A 15,443-nucleotide genomic window follows, 5' to 3' on the forward strand; every position below is an offset into this window, starting at 1 on the left:
CCGAGCTCGGCATCACGCCCAAGCGGACCCGTCCTTACCGCCCCCAGACGAACGGGAAGATCGAGCGATTCCATCGCACCATGGCCGACGGTTGGGCCTACGTGAAGCACTACAACAGCGAATCAGCCCGCCGAGCAGCCCTGCCGGCCTGGCTGCACTTCTACAATCACCACAGGCCCCACACCGCGATCGGGAAGCTCCCGCCCATCAGCCGGATCTCAAACAACCTGGCTGGGCAGTACAGCTAGGCCGGGACGGGCGCGGCCGACACCGTGCGGTCGATCGTGCACTGGCCGATCACGCGCGTGCCGTCGTAGAGCACCGCGGTCTGGCCCGGGGCGACGCCGTGCAGCGGGTCCTGCGGCGTGACGACGAGCTCGTCGTCGCGCACCACGGCCGTCGCGGGCACCGGGTCGGCGTGGGCGCGGACCTGCACGTCGCATGGGAACGCCGTCGCGGCGTCCTCCGGGGCGGCCCCGGCCCACGTGTAGCGGCTGCCGGCGAGCTCGCCGATCGCGAGCGCCTCCTTGGGGCCGACCACGACGGTGTTGGAGACGGGGCGGACCTCGAGCACGAAGCGCGGCTTGCCGTCCGGCGCCGGAACGCCCAGGCGCAGGCCCTTGCGCTGGCCGACCGTGAAGGCGTGCGCGCCGTCGTGGCTCCCCACGACCGCGCCGCTGCGGTCCACGATCTCGCCCGGGGCCGTGCCCACCTTCTCGGCGAGCCAGCCGCGCGTGTCCCCGTCGGGGATGAAGCAGATGTCGTAGCTGTCGGGCTTGGCGGCGACCGCGAGCCCGCGCGCCTCGGCCTCCGCGCGGACGAGCGCCTTCGAGGGCGTGTCGCCGAGCGGGAAGTACGTGTGCGCGAGCTGCTCCGCCGTGAGCACGCCGAGCACGTACGACTGGTCCTTGGCCTCCTCGCTCGAGCGGTGCAGCTCGAGGCCGCGCTCGCCCTCGCGCAGGATCGCGTAATGGCCCGTGCAGACGGCGTCGAAGCCGAGCTCGAGCGCGCGCTCCAGCAGCGCGGCGAACTTGATCCGCTCGTTGCAGCGCATGCAGGGGTTCGGCGTGCGACCGGCCTGGTACTCGGCCACGAAGTCGTCGATCACGTCGTCGCGGAAGCGCTCGGAGAAGTCCCACACGTAGAACGGGATGCCCAGGCGGTCGGCGACGCGGCGGGCGTCCATGGCGTCCTCGATCGTGCAGCAGCCGCGGCTGCCGGTGCGCAGCGTGCCGCCCGCGCGCGACAGCGCGAGGTGCACGCCGACCACGTCGTGCCCCGCCTCGACGGCCCGCGCGGCCGCGACGGCGGAGTCCACGCCGCCGCTCATCGCCGCCAGGATCCGCATCCGTCAAGTCTACGAACCGGTCGCTGGGCGGGGGCCGGGCTCCGTTACGACCACCGGACGCGGTCCCTCACAGGCTGGATGTGACGCACGTCGCCCCGTGAGGCTCCTGAGCCTGCAAACGGCCAGCCCAGCCTGTCAGCGGCCGCCCGGTGCCGAAAGCCGGACCGATGCGACGGATGGGGCGGATGGGACCCCACCAGCACGGCAGGCACCGCCCATCCGGGATCCGGAACCGCGACGCGGCCGCTCAGCGGCGCGCGGCGCGCCGGTAGGCCTCCGGCAGGGCCGCGGCGATCGCGTCGACGTCGGCCGAGGTGGTCGTCCGGCCGAGCGTGATGCGGAGGACCTCGCGGGCGGCGCGCTCGTCGCGCCCCATCGCGAGCACCACGTGCGACGGCTCCGGCACCCCGGCCTGGCAGGCCGAGCCCGTCGACACGGCGATGCCCTCGCGGTCGAGCAGGTAGAGCAGCGACTCCCCCGGCGCGCCAGGCAGGTGCAGGTGGACGCTGCCCGGCAGCCGGTCGACCGGATCGCCGAGCAGCACGGCCTCGGGGATGTCGCGGCGCACGCGCGCGATGAGCTCATCGCGCAGGGCGCCGAGCCGGGCGGCCTCGGCCTCGCGCTCGCGCCCGGCGAGCTCGGCCGCGACCGCGAGTGCCGTGGCGCCCGCGACGTCCTGCGTCCCCGCGCGCAGCGCACGCTGCTGCCCGCCGCCGTGCTGCAGGGCGGTGAGGGAGGCCTCCCGGGAGACGACCAGGGCGCCTGTCCCCACCGGAGCGCCGACCTTGTGGCCCGAGACGCTGAGGGCCACGAGCCCCGCGGCGCCCCGCGCGTCGCCGCGCCAGCCGCGGAACGTCACCGGCACATGCCCGAAGGCGGCGACGGCGTCGAGATGCAGCGGCACGCCGCGCTCGGCGGCCCGTTCCGCGAGGGCCGCGGCGTCGTTCACCGTGCCGGCCTCGTTGCTGGCCACGAGCGCGGTGGCCAGCGCCGTGCGGTCGTCGAGCGCCGCCGCGAAACGCTCGGGCAGGATGCGCGCCGCGCCGTCGAGCGGCACGGGGACCACGCGGGCGTCCTCGTGCTCGCTCAGCCATGCGACGGCGTCGAGCGTTGCGTGGTGCTCGCCGTCGGGCAGCGCGATCGCGTCCCGACCCGCCGGGCGGGCCCACCACAGGCCCTTGAGCGCGAGGTTGATCGACTCGGTGCCGCCCGACGTGAACACGACCTCGATGGGCTGGCAGTCCAGCGCGGCCGCCAGGCGGTCGCGCGCGTCCTCGAGCAGCCTGCGGGCGGTCTGCCCCGCGCCGTGGATGGACGAGGCGTTCCCGACCGTCTCGGCCGCCGCGAGCCAGGCGTCGCGCGCCTCCGGGCGCAGCGGGGTGGTCGCGGCGTGGTCGAGGTAGACGGTCATCCGGACGGGGTCAGAACAGCAGCGAGGTCAGCCGTCCGCGCGCGCGGACCACGCGCGGGTCGGCGGCGCCGACCACGCCGAAGAGCTCCACGAGCCTCTCGCGCACAGGAGCGCGCTCGTCGGCCGGCAGCGCCGCGAACAGCTCGAGCAGGCGGTCGAAGGCGTCGTCCACGTGCCCACCGGCGATGTCGAGGTCGGCGACCCGCAGCTGGGCCTCCACGTCGGTCGGCGCCGCCGCGGCGGCCTGGCGCGCGGCCTGCAGGTCCAGGCCCTTCACGCGCGACAGCAGCCGCACCTGGCCGAGGCCCGCCTGGGCCTCCTCGTCGCGCGGATTCTCCTTGAGCGCCTTCTCGTACGCGGCGATCGCGCGGTCGTAGTCGCCCACCTCGATCGCGGCGTACGCCTCGGCGTGCAGCGGCGGCAGGGGCGGCTCGGCCGGAGCCTCGTCCGCGCCGTCCACCGGCACCGTGCCGGTCACGCCGTTCTGCGCCGCGAGCTGGAGCAGCTGCGCGAAGACCTGCGCGAGCTGATCCTCCGGCACCGGGCCGGCGAACAGCGGGACGGGCTGGCCGGCGACGATCGCCACGGCCATCGGGATGGACTGCGGGCGGAACGCCTGAAGGAGCTGCGGATTGGCGTCGACGTCCACGCGGGCCAGCACGAGACGGCCGCCCTGCGCGCGCACCGCGTTCTCGAGCCCCGCGTCGACGGGGCCGCTGCGCGGCGACCACAGCGCCACGACCACGGGGACGCGGCGCGAGAGCTCGAGCACTTCCTGGAACGACTGCTCGGTGGCGTCGAAGACGACCGACGGCGCGCCGGCCGCGGCGCCCACGGGCGGCTGTCCGGCGCCGGGCGCGCCCGGGGCCGGCCGGTTCTTCAGTGCGGACAGGTCGACGGCGCCGCGCAGGGCGGCGGCGCTCAGCGGCGATGCGGCGGCGTCACTCATCGGTCACCTCTCGAGGGTTGCTCTGAGCACGAGCGATCACTCGTCCTCCTCCAGGATCTCGGCACCGCGCAGGCCCGACGCGTAGCCCAGCAGCCGAATCCTCTCGGTCGAGCCCGGTGCGGGAACCGCGAAGAAGAGCTGGTCGGTGTACGTCGTGCGCACGCCCGTGCCCGTGGTCGTCTCACCCGTCAGCGTCGAGATGGCGCGGTCGCCCTCGAGCTTGATGACGGCGTCGTCCTCGGTCGGCTTGACCGTCTCGATCTCGTCGACCGTCACGGCCACGATCGCCCCGCTGCCGAGCGTGGCCAGCGCGACCGGATCGCTGTCACCGGGCTCCTGGCCGAACTCGATCGACCCCGTCTCGGCGCCCGTCTCGTTGAAGCTCTCGAGCGTCTGGGCGCGCTTCTCCTCGACCGCGACGCGGAACGTGTCCGCCTCGAGGTCGAACAGCGAGGCGAACTCGCTCTCCTCGCCGCGGCCCAGCACGTCGGCATACGCCGCCGCGAGATCCTGCGGCGCGATCGACAGGAACGACGAGTCCGGCGGCACGACGGGCGACCCGAGCCACGACGGCGGCAGCTCGGGGACCTCCGCGGAGGCCTCCATGCTCGCGATCGTCGTGACCTTGTAGTTCGACCACGGGTCGGCCTGCGCGATCATCATGATGTTCGGCGGGGTCGCGGGGTCCTCCCCCTCGACGATCAGCATGGCCGTGCGGGGCCACTCGTCGAAAGCCTGCGGCAGCATGATGCTGACCTTCTCGCCCGCGATCGCCGCCGGAGCGGGGTGGTCCTCGACGTCCTCGCGGATGCGGTAGTTCACCTCGCGCATCGCGAGCGCGACGCCGTCCAGGCGGGTGCCGGCGAGGTCGAGGTCGCGGTTCTCGTCCGCCTCGGCGACCGTGGCCGCGATGTCCTCGACGATGCGCGCGGCCTGCACGTCCGTGAGCGCGGGAGCCTGCTGGTTCTCGGGCGTCACGACCGTGGCGCTGGGCGACGGCGTCGGGGTCGGCGTGACCTGCGGCCACACGTCGGGCGAGCAGCCGGTCACGAGCGCGGCCGTGAGGCCGAGCACCGGCAGCGACAGGAGCGCGCGGCGGTTCGCGCGGCCCTCCGCGCCCTTGTCGTCACGGGGCCCGGAGTCGCCGTCGCCTGCGGCGTCGGCATCGGGCGCGGTGTCGTCGCCGCCCTCGGTGAGCTCCTTGCGCGGCTCCGCGGGTGCCACGGCCGCGCGACGACGCCCCACCCCGACCGCGATGGGCTCGGTCGGCGGGAGCACGGGGCCCTTGCGGCGCGGGCCGCGCGAGCGCCGGACGTGACGGATGCCCAGGATCCACAGGAGCACGCCGAGCAGCAGCAGCAGGCCGCCGGCGACGATGAGCGGTCCGGCCCAGGGCGTCGCGTTCGAGATCGGCCACACGATCGAGATGTCCGCCGGGGCCGGAGCGGCGCCGTCCGACGCGATCAGCACGCTCACGCCGTCGGGCAGCTGCAGGCGGGTGGAGAGCTCGCCCTCCGCGACGTACTCCTCGAGCCACAGGTCCGAGCCCTCGGGGTTGCGGCCCTCGAACTCCGCGTCGCCGTCGGGCTGGACGACCTCGGTGACGGCCGAGCCCTGGTCATCCAGCGTCACGTGGTTGTACGGCGCGTCGGAGAGCCACGCCTCCATGTCGGCCGTGCGCCCGTACGCGGCGTAGATCCGCTCCGTCCCGGCGACCTCGAGCGTCTGCGTGCCCGAATGGGTGCGGAACACCTCGGCGTCGATGAGGGTGTACGGCTGCTCCTCCGGGGTGTCGATCCGCACCGTGGCGGTGTCGGGCCCCAGGAACACGGTGCGCTGCGCGATCCCCGCGCCGATCAGCGCGGCTGCGAGCACGAAGGCGACGACCGCCCAGACGAAACGCACGAATCCGACTCCTCACACGACCCGCTGCTCGGGCCGGCGGGTCTCGGCACTCGACGAGTCCGCGGCACCGGGCTGATCGCCCGACGCGACAGAGCTCGTGTCCTGCCGTACGGGCGGGACATCAGATCAGACTAGCGAAACCGTCCTGAGTGTCGCCCAGGAGCAGGTCGCGGCACGGCGACGTCCCCTCATCCCCCTATCCTGACCTCACGGACACGCCCCGAGGAGGACGCTTGAAGATCCACAACCCGTTCCGGGTCGCCCTGGTCGCCACGCTCGGCGTGGGACTGGGAATCCTGCTCCTCCAGAGCGTGCAGTCGCTGTCGACGATCCTGCTGTACGTCGGCACGGCGCTGTTCATCGCGCTCGGCCTGGACCCGGTCGTGTCGTGGCTCGAGCGCAGGCGCCTGCCGCGCTGGGCGGCCGTGCTGATCACGCTCGTGGCGGTGCTGGGCCTGTTCACGGGGATCGCGCTGATCATCCTCCCCGTGCTGGTCGCGCAGGGGGGACAGCTCGTTCAGCAGATCACCCAGATCGTGAACCGAGGCACGCTGCTCGAGGATCTCCGCGTCTGGCTGCTCGGCCTGTTCCCGTCCCTGCAGATCGACGACATCTTCCAGAACGTCAACGACTGGCTGCTCGGCAACATCGACACGATCAGCGAGAGCGTCGTGGGCCTCACGTTCGGCGTCGTGAACGGCCTGTTCGGCGCGTTCATCGTGCTGATCCTCACGATCTACTTCACAGCCTCGACGCCGTCGCTCAAGCGCGCGATCTACCAGCTCGCCCCCGCCTCGAAGCGCCCGACGTTCATCTCCCTCGGCGACCAGATCACCGACTCCGTCGGCTACTACGTCATGGGCCAGGTCAGCCTCGCGCTGATCAACGGCGTGCTCAGCATCGTGTTCCTCAACATCATCCAGGCGCCGTTCCCGGCCGTGCTCGCGGTCGTGGCCTTCCTCGGGTCGATGATCCCGCTGGTGGGCACGCTCACCGGCTCGACGATCATCACGCTGGCCTGCCTTCTGCCGGGCCTGGGCTCCCCCACGACGGCGCTGATCGCCGGCATCTACTACCTGATCTACATGCAGATCGAGGCGTACGTGCTGTCGCCGCGCATCATGAGCCGCGCGGTCTCGGTGCCCGGTGGCGTGGTCGTCGTCGCGGCCCTGGCGGGCGGCGCGCTGCTCGGCCTCCTGGGCGCCCTGATCGCGATCCCGGTCGCGGCGAGCGTCCTGATCATCTACCGCCAGGTGGTCATCCCGCGCATGAACGAGCGGTGATCAGGGCCACTCACTCGGCAGGGGGAGCGCGGCGGGGTTGACGACCCGGACGATCTCGCTCAGCACGCGGAACGTCTGCTTCTCCCCGACCCAGAGGTGCTTGCCCTCCTCGACGGGGATCAGCTCGAGATGCGGGATGAGGGAGAAGCGCTCGGCCGCCTCGGCGGGGCGCAGGTAGTCGTCGAACTCGGGGATGAGCGCGACCAGGCGACGCGGGTCGTCCCGCCACGCGCGCAGGTCGTCGTCCGTCGCGCGGTGCAGCGGCGGCGAGAGCAGGATGGCGCCCCGGACGTCGTGGCGGCGTCCGTACTTGAGGGCGAGCTCGGTGCCGAAGGACCAGCCCAGGAGCCACGGGTCCGGCAGGCCGCGCTCCGCGACGAACGCCATGGCTGCGGCCACGTCGGTCTCCTCCGCGACGCCGTCGCCGAAGGACCCCTCGCTCGTGCCGCGCGGCGACGTCGTGCCGCGCGTGTTGAAGCGCAGCACCGCCAGGTCGGCCAGCGCGGGCAGCCGCGCCGCGGCCTTGCGGATGATGTGCGAGTCCATGAATCCGCCGTGGGTCGGCAGGGGGTGCAGCGTCACCAGCGTCGCGACGGGATCGCGATCGGCGGGCAGCGAGAGCTCGCCCACGAGCGTCAGCCCGTCGCTCGTGCGCAGTTCGATGTCCTCGCGGCGTGCGGGAAGCGTCACGGCTCCACGGATCTCCATGTTCGTCCTTCCGCGGCCTCAGGCCGTCTTCCAGCAGTGCGTGTGCCAGTGCCGGCGCGCGGCCAGGTCGGCCTGCGGCCCGAGCACGCCGTCCTCGCGCCACACCACGAGGTGTGCGACGCCGAGGCCGATCTCCCCGCCGCATCCCGGGCACGTGTAGGTCTTCTCGGATCGCGCCCCGCTCACGGGCTGCACCGAGTACTCGCGACCGCGGCGGGTCTCCGTGCGGCGCCAGCCGGCGATCAGGCGATCGAGCGAGTCGTCGTCGCGGTCATCCCGGCGACGGCGGTTCGAGCGGGGCATGGCGCAGGACCTACCACCAGTGGTTGGCGGTCCAGAACGCGTACGCGTTGGCCCAGCTGCCGTAGCGGCCCACGGCGTAGCCGTTCGCCCACGTCAGGTTCGCGACCGGGTCGTAGCCGCCGCCGGGCACCTTGCTGCACGGCAGGGCCTGGACGAGGCCGCAGGCGCCCGAGTACGGGTTCGTGGCGTTGGGGTTCCAGCCGCTCTCGCGCGACACGATGTAGTCGACGTAGCCCCAGTCGCTCTGGGCGATGCCCGCGGCGGCCATCCAGTCCGCCGGCGCGCCGCCGCCCGTGTAGAAGGGCGTCTGCCAGGTCGTGCCGGCGCTCGCGGCGGCGGGCTGCGCCTGGGACGCGGCTGCCTCCTCGGCCTCCGCCTCTGCCGCCGCGTCGGCGGCCTCCTTCTCGGCGACCAGCTCGCGGATCTCGTCGCGCGTGGCCCCCTCGGGGACGTCCACGCCGATCGAGGCGGCGTACTCCTGCCACACCTCGAGGGTGGCCTTGGGGTGCGGCTTGCCGCTCTCGTCCGCGGCCAGCTCCACGGCGTACGTGCCGTACTGCAGGCTGCCCGCGGGAGCGAAGTCGGCCGACGCCACGTAGGCCTGGGCATCTGCGGTCGCGGTCTCGTAGGCCGAGACCGGCGCACCCTCCGCCAGCGCCGCCGTCGTGGGGACGAGATACGCGGCGAGGAAGCCGAAGGCGGCGACCCCCGCGAACACGTTCAGGACGCCGCGGCGACGGCTCAGCCGTGCGGGCGCGGGCGACGAGACGCGTGCGGGCGCGGGCCTCCGGGTGGCCAGCGCACGGGCGTCGCGTCGGGAAAGCGTCGTCGTGGGGCGGTTCTGGGCAGAAGTCACAGTTCCCCGAGTCTAACCCAGCGGGGGCTGTGAATGTCACGGGGATGTCACGGGCGCAACTGCCCATGCCGGCCGCGGGGCCGGATGCGGCCTCAGCGGACCGCGAGCATCACGTCGACGACCGCGTCGAGCACGGCGTCGACCTGCTCCTCCCGGTAGCCGCCGCGCACGGGCCGGAACGCCGCGGCGCGGACCTGCTCCACCGTGACCGGGTCACCCGACTCGAAGAACCGCGTGAGCCGCTCGGCGACCGCGTCGACCTCGTCGGGGGCGTAGCCGTAGGCCAGGCGCCCCACCCGGTCGAAGCGCTCGCCGCGCGGCCGGGTCAGCCGGTCGAGGATGACCTGGGCCTCGGCGCGAGCCCGCTCGACCCATGCCTCCGGGCCGCTCTCGGCGATCGCCCGCTCCCGCTCGCGGGCCGCGAACGCGTCCTCGATGCGGGCCAGCGCCGCATCCACGGCACCCACGTCGTACCCGCCGCGCCGGAGGGGGAACGCCGTCTCACGCACGGTGCGTGCGTCGAGCGCCGACTCGGAGCCCGCTTCGAAGGCGGCGCGCGCCTCCGCGAGGAACGCGTCGACCGCCGCGCGGTCGTAGCCCTTCTCACGTCCGCGGGCCGCGGGGAACGGCGGCGCGCCGGTCATGCGGCGGCCAGCGGGGCGAGGAGGTGGTGCAGCGCGAGCGCCGCCGTGGCGGACGGCAGGATGCTGTCGAGGCGGTCGAGCACTCCCCCGTGTCCCGGGAGCCACGAGCTCATGTCCTTGATCCCGAGGTCGCGCTTGAGCATGGACTCGCCGAGGTCGCCGACCGTCGCGGTCGCGACCAGAACGGCGCCCGCGATCAGGCCCGCCCACCACGGGATGCCCAGCATGAACTGCGCGAGCAGCGCGCCGGCGGCGAGCGACGCGACCACGGCGCCCACGAAGCCCTCCCACGTCTTCTTCGGGCTGATGCGCGGCGCCATCGGGTGCTTCCCGAACGCGAGTCCCGCGGCGTAGGCCCCCGTGTCGGCGATCACCACGATGATGATGAACGCCAGCACCCACCACTCGCCGCCCTCCTCGCGCAGCAGCACGACGGCCATGCTGGCGAGGAACGGCACGTAGACCGTCACGAACCCGCTCGCCACGGCGTCCCGCAGCACGTCGACGTACTCGCGGCCGTCCTGGGCCGCCATCTGGGCCAGGAGGCGCCACACGACGACCAGCGCGATCGCGATGAACAGCATCGACCAGTGCAGCCACGGATCGCCGAGGAAGCCCGACACGACGAGCAGCACGGCCGCGGCGAGCTGCGGCACGAGATCGATCCTTCGTCCGCCCGCCTGCAGAGCGCGCGTCAGCTCGAACACGCCCAGCACCGCGGCGGCCAGCGCGAACAGCACGAACGTCCACTTCACGAAGATCAGCGAGGACACCGTGATCACGCCGATGCCGACGCCGATCGCGGTCGCGCGGATGAGGTCGCGCCCCGTGCGCTGCTTGATGCGCGCGTTGCGCTCGTCGAACTCGTGCTTGGCCTGCGCCACGTGCTGCTCGAACTCCGTGCGCGCGGCGCGGATGCTGGCGTGGAAGTCGGTGCCGTGCTCGGGGCGCGGGGTCGACGGCCGGGGGTGCGCCGGATCCGGCGCGCCGCCCTTGCCTTCGGGAACGTCGGTCATCGATCAGACCTCGAGAAGCTCGGCCTCTTTGTGCTTGAGGGCCTCGTCGATCTTGTCGACGTGCGCCTTCGTGATGGCGTCCAGCTCCTTCTCGCCGCGCGCGATGTCGTCCTCGCCGATCTCGTCCTTCAGCGAGTCGAGGTCGTCCTTGATCTGACGGCGGATTCCGCGGATGCGCACCTTGGCGTCCTCGCCCTTGCTGCGCACGAGCTTGACGAACTCCTTGCGGCGCTCCGAGGTGAGCTCGGGCATCGTGATGCGGACGATGCTGCCGTCGTTGGTCGGGTTGGCCCCGAGGTTCGGCATGTTCCGGATGGCCTCCTCGATCGCCTTCAGCGCCGACTTGTCGTACGGCGTGACGATCAGGGTGCGGGCCTCGGGGTTGGCGAGCGCGGCCAGCTGCTGCAGCGGCGTCGGCGTGCCGTAGTAGTCCACGAGGAGCTTCTGGAACAGCTGCGGGTTCGCGCGTCCCGTGCGGACCGTCGCGAAGTCCTCCTTCGCCGCCTCGACGGCGCGGTCCATGCGGGAGGTGGCTTCTGCCAGGACGTCCGCGATCACGGTGACTCCATTCATCAGGTGTTGCATCCACTTTAGTTGGCGCGGCGCGGCGCCGACGGAGACGGCGCGGCCGCGCGGTGCGGTCGCGCCGGGCGGCATCAGGCGGTGACGAGCGTGCCGATCTTCTCGCCGCGCAGGGCGCGCGTCACGTTGCCCGCGGGCTCCATGCCGAACACGCGCATGTCCATCCGGTTGTCCATGCAGAGGCTGAACGCGGTCGAGTCGACGACCTTGAGCCCCTGGACGAGCGCGTCCGAGTAGCTGACCGTGTCGAGCTTGGTGGCGGTCGGGTCGGTGCGAGGGTCGGCGGTGTAGACGCCGTCCACGCCGTTCTTGGCGACGAGCACCTCGTCGGCGCCGATCTCGAGCGCGCGCTGCGCCGCGACCGTGTCGGTCGAGAAGTACGGCAGGCCGGCGCCGGCGCCGAAGATCACGACGCGGCCCTTCTCCATGTGGCGCGCCGCCCGGCGCGGGATGTACGGCTCCGCGACCTGCGTCATCGCGATGGCCGACTGCACGCGCGTGGCGGCGCCGGCCTGCTCGAGGAAGTCCTGCAGGGCGAGGGCGTTCATGACGGTGCCCAGCATGCCCATGTAGTCGGCGCGACCGCGGTCCATGCCGCGCTGGCTCAGCTCGGCGCCGCGGAAGAAGTTGCCGCCGCCGACGACGATCGCGATCTCGACCGTGTCGGTCGCCTCGGCGATCTCGCGCGCGATCTGGCTGACGACATCCGGGTTCACACCCAGCTGGCCTCCGCCGAAAGCCTCGCCGGAGAGCTTCAGCAGGACGCGGCGGCGCCCGGTCTTCTCATCGATCACGTGTGTGTCCCTTTCGTCGCCTTCTCACGCTACCGGTAACGGCGGCAGCACCCCGGGTTCTCCCGCGTCGGGGCGCGGAAAGGGGCCCGGATCCGTGGATCCGGGCCCCTTCTCGGCTGCTTACGCGCCGACCTTGAAGCGGGCGAAGCCCGTGACCGTGATGCCGGCGGCGTCGGCCACCTGCTTGACGGTCTGCTTGTCGTCCTTCGCGTACGCCTGGTCGAGCAGGGCGACCTGCTTGAAGTAGGCGTTGAGGCGGCCCTCGACGATCTTCGGAAGGGCGGCCTCCGGCTTGCCCTCCTGGCGCGTGAGCTCGGTGACGAGCTGGCGCTCCTTCTCGACCTCGGCCTCGGGGACCTCGTCACGCGTCAGGTACGACGGGTTGGCGAACGAGATGTGCTGCGCGATGCCGCGAGCCGTCTCGGCGTCGCCGCCCGTGTAGGCCACGACCACGCCGACCTGCGGAGGCAGGTCCTTGCTGGTCTTGTGCAGGTACACCTGGAAGGCGTCGCCGGACAGCGTGCGCACGCGGCGCAGCTCGACCTTCTCGCCGATGATGGCGGCCTCGTCCGAGATCAGCTGCTCGACCGTCTGGTCGCCCGCGGGGGCGGCCAGCGCGGCCTCGGCCGAGTCGGCGCCGGCGGCGGCCGCGGCGTCCACGACCTTGTCGGCGAGCGCGATGAAGCGCTCGTTCTTCGCCACGAAGTCGGTCTCGCACGCGAGCTCGAGCAGGGTGACCTTGCCGTTCAGCTCACGCGCGACGACCAGGCCCTCGCTCGTCGAGCGGTCGGCACGCTTCGCGTTGCCCTTCGCGCCCTTGAGACGGAGGATCTCGACGGCCTTCTCGACGTCGCCGTCGGCCTCCTCGAGCGCCTTCTTGGTGTCGACCATGCCCGTGCCGAGCTGCTCGCGCAGCGCCTTGATGTCGGCGATGGTGAAGTTGGCCATGGGTTCTGGCTCCTCAGGTTCGGTGGATCCGGTTCGGATCCGGACGACTTACTTCTCGGTGGACTCGGCGGCCGGGGTCTCGGCCTCGGCGGGCGCCTCGACAGCGGCCTCGGCGGGCGCCTCGGTCGGCTGCTCGAGCAGCTCGCGCTCCCACTCGGCGAGCGGCTCGGCGTCGCCCTCGGGGTTGTGCTTCTGCTGCAGGCCCTCGGCGGCGGCGTCGGCGATGATGCGCGTCAGCAGCGAGACCGAGCGGATGGCGTCGTCGTTGCCCGGGATCGGGTACTGCAGGTCGTCGGGGTCGACGTTGGTGTCGAGGATGCCGATCACCGGGATGCCCAGCTTCTTGGCCTCGTCGATCGCGAGGTGCTCGCGCTTGGCGTCGACGACCCACAGGGCCGACGGGGTCTTGGTGAGGTTGCGGATGCCGCCCAGCGACTTGTGGAGCTTGTCCAGCTCGCGCTTCTTGAGCAGCAGCTCCTTCTTGGTGAAGCCGGTGCCGGCCGGGTCGTTGAAGTCGAGCTCCTCGAGCTCCTTCATGCGCGCGAGGCGCTTCGACACGGTCTGGAAGTTGGTCAGCAGACCGCCGAGCCAGCGCTCGTTGACGTAGGGCTGGCCGACGCGGGTCGCCTGCTCGGCGAGCACCTCCTGGGCCTGCTTCTTCGTGCCGACGAACAGCACGGTGCCGCCGCGGGCGACGGTCTCCTTGACGAAGTCGTACGCCTTGTCGATGTACGTCAGCGACTGCTGGAGGTCGATGATGTGGATGCCGCTGCGCTCCGTGAGGATGAAGCGCTTGACCTTCGGGTTCCACCGACGGGTCTGGTGTCCGAAGTGCACGCCGCTGTCGAGCAGCTGGCGGATGGTGACCACAGCCATGGTCTGTCTCCTTGTATCTGGGCACGTCCGGGCGAGCCGGCGCATGCCATTGCGGTTGATCTGCCGGCGTCGACCGGCGAGCCTGGTGCCCGGCGCACTCCCGCCCTCGTGAGAGGGACCGATGGGGGTGGATGCCGCGTCGCCCGATCCGGAGACCGGGCGCCGCTCTGGGCACGCGGAGTCATCCCGACACACGGGATGCGACCTTCAGTGTATCAGGCGCGCCCCCGCGCGCCGCGCGCCGGCGCCCCGTGCTCACCGGCCGTGCCGAGGCTCGTCCCCAGGGCTCCGGATGGCCCGGCTGTCCGCGCGGTGCCGGGCCTCGACGCCGCCGCGCATCCGTCGGCGACAGGCTGGGATCATGCGTCGTCCGATGGTGCGTCTGCTCGCGGGGCTCGCGCTCGCGCTGGCCCTGGTGGGCGGCGCGGCGGAGGCCGCGGGAGGCGCTTCGCGCGGCGTGGGTCCCGAGGCGCGCATCGAGACGCCGGAGCCGTGGCGCTGGCCGGTCTCGGGCGGCGTGCGGATCGTCGCCCCGTTCGTCACGCCCGCGCATGCGTACGGCCCCGGCCACCGGGGCGTCGACGTCGCGTCGGCCGTGGGAGCGGATGCGCTGGCGCCGGCGGCCGGCGTCGTGGCGTTCTCGGGGACGGTGGTCGACCGCCCGCTGCTCACGATCGATCACGGCGGCGGGCTGGTGTCGACGCTGGAGCCGGTCGAGACCGACCTCTCCCCCGGCGACGCGGTGGCACGCGGGCAGGTCGTGGGTCGCGTCGCCACGGGCGGCCACGCGGCACCCGGCTCCCTGCACCTCGGCGTGCGCCTGCACGGCGAGTACGTCAATCCGCTGCTGCTGCTCGGCGGCGTCCCCCGCGCCGTGCTGCTGCCCTGCTGCTGACGTGTCAGGCCCGAGCTTCAGGCACGTGGGTGAGCCAGTCGATACGCGGCGGCGAGGCGCTCGGACGAGACGTGCGTGTAGATCTGGGTCGTGCCGAGGCTGGCGTGGCCGAGCAGCTCCTGCACGGCGCGCAGGTCGGCGCCGCCGTCGAGCAGGTGGGTGGCGGCCGAGTGGCGCAGCGTGTGCGGGCCGACCGCGCTCGAGCCGACGACGGGCCCGACCTCGCGCGTGACGAGGTCGTACACCGCGCGGGGCCCCATCCGGCCTCCGCGCACGCCGAGGAACACGGCGGGACCGGCTCCCGCGCCCCGGGCCGCCAGGGCGGGGCGCCCCCGGATCAGGTAGGCGTCGAGCGCCCGCTGGGCGGGCGCGCCGAACGGCACGACGCGCTCCCTCGATCCTTTGCCGAGCACGCGCGCCGTGGCGCGGTCGAGATCCAGGTCGTCGACGTCGAGCCCGCACAGCTCCGAGACGCGGATGCCCGCGCCGTAGAGCAGCTCCAGGAGCGCGTGGTCGCGCAGCGCGACCGGGTCGCCCTCGGCGGCGGCCCGCCCCAGCCGGTCGAGCACGCCGCCCAGCGCCTCGGCCGCGGCGACGTGCGGCAGCGTCCGTCCCCGTTTCGGTGCGACGAGCCGGAGGCTGGGGTCCGCGGGCACGAGCTCCTCCTCGTGCGCCCACCGGAAGAACGCGCGTGCCGACGAGGTCCGGCGGGCGAGGGTGGAGCGCTCGTCGCCGCGCTTGGTCGCCTGCCACAGCCACTCGCGCAGGTGCTCGAGGTCGACGTCGCGCAGCTCGAGATCCCCGATCGTCGCCTGCAGATCGCGCAGGTCGTTGCGATACGCCCTCACCGTCGCGGGCGAGAGCCGGCGCACTGTCGACAGGTGCGCCGCGAACGCCTCGATCGCCCGGGTCAGCAGCACGCTCC

The 15,443-nt window shown here is 72.9% G+C and carries 17 protein-coding genes; 3 read left to right on the forward strand and 14 right to left on the reverse strand.

All coding sequences use genetic code 11. The features are described 5' to 3' along the window. The coding region (locus tag B5M43_RS09575) for an integrase core domain-containing protein (RefSeq protein WP_230667908.1) at window positions 1–248 on the forward strand (248 nt) is incomplete at its 5' end. Here the strand turns inward: B5M43_RS09575 and mnmA are convergent. The 4 genes from mnmA to B5M43_RS09595 form a co-directional block, all read right to left on the reverse strand. Continuing rightward, on the reverse strand, window positions 245–1,348 hold the full coding sequence (mnmA, locus tag B5M43_RS09580) for a tRNA 2-thiouridine(34) synthase MnmA (protein ID WP_082543100.1): 1,104 nt from the start codon (window positions 1,346–1,348) through the stop codon (window positions 245–247). The two genes, B5M43_RS09575 and mnmA, sit on opposite strands and share 4 nt — an antisense overlap. 247 nt (window positions 1,349–1,595) lie before the next feature. Next, window positions 1,596–2,759 carry a cysteine desulfurase family protein gene (locus B5M43_RS09585; protein ID WP_134745159.1) on the reverse strand — a complete coding sequence of 388 codons (1,164 nt, stop codon included), beginning with the start codon at window positions 2,757–2,759 and terminating at the stop codon, window positions 1,596–1,598. Window positions 2,760–2,769: 10 nt separating this feature from the next. Next, a complete protein-coding gene (locus B5M43_RS09590) occupies window positions 2,770–3,708 on the reverse strand; it encodes a tetratricopeptide repeat protein (protein WP_055991229.1) in 939 nt (312 codons plus the stop codon). A gap of 36 nt (window positions 3,709–3,744) precedes the next feature. Next, entirely contained in the window at window positions 3,745–5,613 is a 1,869-nt protein-coding gene (locus tag B5M43_RS09595) for a glycosyl transferase (RefSeq protein ID WP_134745161.1), read from the reverse strand. 233 nt (window positions 5,614–5,846) lie between these two features. Between B5M43_RS09595 and B5M43_RS09600 the strand changes: the two genes are divergently transcribed. Further along, complete coding sequence (locus tag B5M43_RS09600) at window positions 5,847–6,896, forward strand: AI-2E family transporter (protein ID WP_134745162.1); 1,050 nt, start codon at window positions 5,847–5,849, stop codon at window positions 6,894–6,896. Here B5M43_RS09600 and B5M43_RS09605 read toward each other — a convergent pair whose 3' ends face one another. The 9 genes from B5M43_RS09605 to rpsB form a co-directional block, all read right to left on the reverse strand. Then, window positions 6,897–7,604, reverse strand: coding sequence for an alpha/beta hydrolase (locus tag B5M43_RS09605; RefSeq protein WP_055991220.1), 708 nt, complete (start codon window positions 7,602–7,604; stop codon window positions 6,897–6,899). Between the two features lie 18 nt (window positions 7,605–7,622). After that, on the reverse strand, window positions 7,623–7,907 hold the full coding sequence (locus tag B5M43_RS09610; protein ID WP_055991217.1) for a hypothetical protein: 285 nt from the start codon (window positions 7,905–7,907) through the stop codon (window positions 7,623–7,625). Window positions 7,908–7,917: 10 nt separating this feature from the next. Beyond that, window positions 7,918–8,763, reverse strand: coding sequence for a lytic transglycosylase domain-containing protein (locus tag B5M43_RS09615; protein ID WP_230667912.1), 846 nt, complete (start codon window positions 8,761–8,763; stop codon window positions 7,918–7,920). Between the two features lie 92 nt (window positions 8,764–8,855). Further along, on the reverse strand, window positions 8,856–9,407 hold the full coding sequence (locus B5M43_RS09620) for a DivIVA domain-containing protein (protein ID WP_055991214.1): 552 nt from the start codon (window positions 9,405–9,407) through the stop codon (window positions 8,856–8,858). Beyond that, complete coding sequence (locus B5M43_RS09625) at window positions 9,404–10,423, reverse strand: phosphatidate cytidylyltransferase (protein WP_055991211.1); 1,020 nt, start codon at window positions 10,421–10,423, stop codon at window positions 9,404–9,406. The genes B5M43_RS09620 and B5M43_RS09625 overlap by 4 nt, the downstream gene beginning before the upstream one ends. A 3-nt stretch (window positions 10,424–10,426) precedes the next feature. Continuing rightward, the gene (gene frr / locus B5M43_RS09630; RefSeq protein WP_055991495.1) at window positions 10,427–10,981 is read right to left on the reverse strand and encodes a ribosome recycling factor; all 555 of its coding nucleotides are present in this window, start codon (window positions 10,979–10,981) and stop codon (window positions 10,427–10,429) included. Window positions 10,982–11,079: 98 nt separating this feature from the next. Continuing rightward, the gene (gene pyrH / locus B5M43_RS09635) at window positions 11,080–11,799 is read right to left on the reverse strand and encodes a UMP kinase (protein WP_134745163.1); all 720 of its coding nucleotides are present in this window, start codon (window positions 11,797–11,799) and stop codon (window positions 11,080–11,082) included. Window positions 11,800–11,919: 120 nt separating this feature from the next. After that, complete coding sequence (tsf, locus tag B5M43_RS09640) at window positions 11,920–12,747, reverse strand: translation elongation factor Ts (protein WP_055991206.1); 828 nt, start codon at window positions 12,745–12,747, stop codon at window positions 11,920–11,922. Window positions 12,748–12,795: 48 nt separating this feature from the next. Further along, window positions 12,796–13,623, reverse strand: a complete 828-nt coding sequence (gene rpsB, locus B5M43_RS09645) for a 30S ribosomal protein S2 (RefSeq protein ID WP_055991203.1) — start codon at window positions 13,621–13,623, stop codon at window positions 12,796–12,798. Window positions 13,624–13,984: 361 nt separating this feature from the next. Between rpsB and B5M43_RS09650 the strand changes: the two genes are divergently transcribed. Continuing rightward, window positions 13,985–14,518, forward strand: a complete 534-nt coding sequence (locus B5M43_RS09650; RefSeq protein WP_134745164.1) for a murein hydrolase activator EnvC — start codon at window positions 13,985–13,987, stop codon at window positions 14,516–14,518. 17 nt (window positions 14,519–14,535) lie between these two features. On the opposite strand, the gene B5M43_RS09655 is transcribed toward B5M43_RS09650, so the two are convergent. Further along, complete coding sequence (locus B5M43_RS09655; RefSeq protein WP_134745165.1) at window positions 14,536–15,438, reverse strand: tyrosine recombinase XerC; 903 nt, start codon at window positions 15,436–15,438, stop codon at window positions 14,536–14,538. Window positions 15,439–15,443: the final 5 nt, after the last annotated feature.

Origin of the sequence: Microbacterium sp. MEC084 (genome assembly GCF_004514465.2) — a bacterium.
Taxonomy (GTDB): domain Bacteria; phylum Actinomycetota; class Actinomycetes; order Actinomycetales; family Microbacteriaceae; genus Microbacterium.

Bases quoted from the DNA above. Each gene is read 5' to 3' on its own strand.
- mnmA (WP_082543100.1), bottom strand. From the start codon at position 1,348: ATGCGGATCCTGGCGGCGATGAGCGGCGGCGTGGACTCCGCCGTCGCG.
- B5M43_RS09585 (WP_134745159.1), bottom strand. From the start codon at position 2,759: ATGACCGTCTACCTCGACCACGCCGCGACCACCCCGCTGCGCCCGGAG.
- B5M43_RS09590 (WP_055991229.1), bottom strand. From the start codon at position 3,708: ATGAGTGACGCCGCCGCATCGCCGCTGAGCGCCGCCGCCCTGCGCGGC.
- B5M43_RS09605 (WP_055991220.1), bottom strand. From the start codon at position 7,604: ATGGAGATCCGTGGAGCCGTGACGCTTCCCGCACGCCGCGAGGACATC.
- B5M43_RS09610 (WP_055991217.1), bottom strand. From the start codon at position 7,907: ATGCCCCGCTCGAACCGCCGTCGCCGGGATGACCGCGACGACGACTCG.
- B5M43_RS09620 (WP_055991214.1), bottom strand. From the start codon at position 9,407: ATGACCGGCGCGCCGCCGTTCCCCGCGGCCCGCGGACGTGAGAAGGGC.
- B5M43_RS09625 (WP_055991211.1), bottom strand. From the start codon at position 10,423: ATGACCGACGTTCCCGAAGGCAAGGGCGGCGCGCCGGATCCGGCGCAC.
- tsf (WP_055991206.1), bottom strand. From the start codon at position 12,747: ATGGCCAACTTCACCATCGCCGACATCAAGGCGCTGCGCGAGCAGCTC.
- rpsB (WP_055991203.1), bottom strand. From the start codon at position 13,623: ATGGCTGTGGTCACCATCCGCCAGCTGCTCGACAGCGGCGTGCACTTC.
- B5M43_RS09650 (WP_134745164.1), top strand. From the start codon at position 13,985: ATGCGTCGTCCGATGGTGCGTCTGCTCGCGGGGCTCGCGCTCGCGCTG.